Origin of the sequence: Dactylosporangium sucinum (assembly GCF_014647515.1) — a bacterium.
Classification (GTDB): Bacteria; Actinomycetota; Actinomycetes; order Mycobacteriales; family Micromonosporaceae; genus Dactylosporangium; species Dactylosporangium sucinum.
In genome coordinates this window covers 1-2,377 of record NZ_BMPI01000168.1, presented here as the reverse complement: position 1 = coordinate 2,377, position 2,377 = coordinate 1, and the positions used below count along the sequence as shown (strand labels likewise).

The 2,377-nt window shown below is 73.7% G+C and carries 3 protein-coding genes; 1 reads left to right on the top strand and 2 read right to left on the bottom strand.

The features are described from left to right. Positions 1–237: 237 nt before the first annotated feature. Positions 238–1,014: an alpha/beta hydrolase gene (locus IEZ31_RS55570; protein ID WP_190258260.1), complete on the bottom strand. Its 777-nt coding sequence runs from the start codon at positions 1,012–1,014 to the stop codon at positions 238–240. Between the two features lie 207 nt (positions 1,015–1,221). Here IEZ31_RS55570 and IEZ31_RS55565 point away from each other — a divergent pair, with 207 nt between their 5' ends. Further along, positions 1,222–2,133: a GNAT family N-acetyltransferase gene (locus tag IEZ31_RS55565; RefSeq protein WP_190258259.1), complete on the top strand. Its 912-nt coding sequence runs from the start codon at positions 1,222–1,224 to the stop codon at positions 2,131–2,133. A 56-nt stretch (positions 2,134–2,189) separates the two neighbouring features. On the opposite strand, the gene IEZ31_RS55560 is transcribed toward IEZ31_RS55565, so the two are convergent. Continuing rightward, positions 2,190–2,377: hypothetical protein (locus IEZ31_RS55560; protein ID WP_190258258.1), on the bottom strand; the 188-nt coding region annotated here is incomplete at its 5' end.

Here is a 2,377-nt window from a genome sequence, read left to right as displayed (position 1 = left end):
CAGGCACACGTGGGTAGTGACTGTCGATGGGCGGACCGGACGTTATCCATCCCAACCAGAATCAAACGTCCAGTCAGGCCCTGTTTCACAACTGGGGCCGGGCTGCGGCGGGCCCAGATTCCTCCTGGCGGCACCCCGCGAAAGCCCGGTTACAACACCGGTAGCCAGACTTCCGCGGGGTGCCGCCAGGAGAAATCTGGACTCCGCCTCGCTCCGACCCCAGTTGTGAAACAGGGCCTAGGCCGGGGCGTTCGCCTTCAGGAACGTGGTCAGGGCGGCGAGGGCCTCCGGGGCGCCCTCCGCGGCGATCGTCACGAACGCGGTGCCGTGCAGGGAGCCCGGGACGAGCTGCAGGGTGCGCTTGTCGCCCGGCGTGGCCGCGTGCAGGGCCTTGGCATCGTCCGCGAAGCCGCTGTCACCGGTCGCCGCGAGGTACAGCACCGGGGCCGTCAGCTTCGGCACCGCCGCGAGGGCGTCCATGCCGCTGTAGGTCGACGGCGCCGACAGGCTCACGACCGCGGTCGGGTTCGCCGTCGGGGCCGCGGTCAGGACCGCCGTGCCGCCGCGGGACGCGCCGATGAGGACCACTGCCGTCGCGCCCTGGGACCGCACGAACGCGGCCGCGGCCGTCACGTCGCCGGGCATGGTCGAGCCGGGGCCGCGGCGCGAGCGGCCCTCGCCGGCGAAGTCGAAGGCGAGCACCCGGTACCCGGCCGCGGCCTGCTGCTTCGCCCACGACAGCCAGGAGCACGCGTTGGCGCTGGCCTGCGGGGCGAGGACGAGCGCGGTGCGCCCGGTGCCCAGGAGGTAGCCGGAGAGGTACACCCCGGCGCTGTCGGCGAACGTGACCTGCCGCTCGTCGAGCTCCGGGTCGGAGCACCGGCCCGGCGTCGGGCTGGGCGCGGCCTCGGCGGCGGGCGCCGACCCGGCCGGCTCCGGCGCGCCCGGCTCCGGTGCCGACCCGCAGCCGGCGAGGACGAACAGGGCCGCGGCGACGGCCAGCGATCTGCGCAAACCGAGAGGCATACCGATAGGACCCACGACGCGCGTCAATGGTTGCGGCGGGTGCCCGAAATCCTGTCGGCGCGGCGTCACCGGGCCGGCGACCGTAACCGGCTTGCGCCTGCCGGCGCGGGAGGGGTAGAACTCACGGCGGCGGCGAACGACCGCCAGGGAGGAGGAGTCCGCAATGTTCCGCTTCGTCCTCCTTGGAGACAGCACATGCAGTATGACATCCGCCCCATCCGCGGGCGGGACGAACTCGACCTGTTCCGGTCGCTGCCCTATCAGCTGAACGACGAGCTCGACGACGACCTCGCCGCGGGACGGCGCCGCCCCGACTGGATGTGGGTGGCGACGGGTCCGGACGGCCGGCTGGCGGCCCGGACCGCCTGGTGGTCGCGCACCGGCGAGCCCTACCTGCTCGACATCCTCGACTACGCCGACGGGCGCGAGGACGCCGCCGACGCGCTGCTCGCGACCGCGATGCGGGCGGTCCTGCCGGTCGGCACCACCCCGCCGGCCTACACCCGGTTCCTGCGGTCCGACTGGCGCGACACCGAGGCCGGCGGTGTCCGGGGGCGCATGGCCGTGGCCGAGCGGGCCGGCGCGAGCCTGCTGGTGGAGCGGCTGCGCCTGGAGTGGCGCGCGGGGACCCCGGTGCGCGCCGACGAGGGGCGCCTGCGGTATCGCGGGTTCCGCGACGACGACGAGGCGCTCGACCTCATGACGGCCACCCTCGACGGCACGCTCGACGCGCACTCCCGCGCCGACCTGGCCTCGGCGGCGCCGCGGGAGGTCGCCGCCGAGCACTTCCACGGCGAGCTGGAGCGCTGGCCCAGCCCGCGCGAGTGGTGGCGGGTGGCGACGCTGCCGGACGGGGAGCCCGTCGGGTTCGTGTTCCCGGCCCGCAACGACTACAACCCCATCATCGCGTACCTCGGGGTGCTGCCCGCCCACCGCGGCCACGGCTACATCCACGACGTCCTCGCGGAGGGCACCCGCGTGCTCGCCGCGCAGGACGTGCCGCGCATCCGGGCGACGACCGACGTCGGCAACACCCCGATGGCGGCCGCGTTCGCGGCGGCCGGCTACGTGAACTTCGAGCGCGAGGTCGTCATGACCTGGTCCTGACGCCAGGAAGGCCGGTCGCCCGTGCGAGGGGCGACCGGCCTGCGTGCGCAGTGCGGTCAGTTGGAGGCAACGCCCAGCTGGCCCGGGTCGCCGTGCAGCTCGGTGCCCGAGGCGAACTCCGACTGGAAGGACTCACGCAGCGCGTCCAGGTTGGAGAACTCGGCCTGGTGCGAGGACTCCGAGCCCTCGGCCGCGAAGATGTGGTTCGAGTCGTACTGGTCGTTGCTGTAGTTCGTGAACTCCT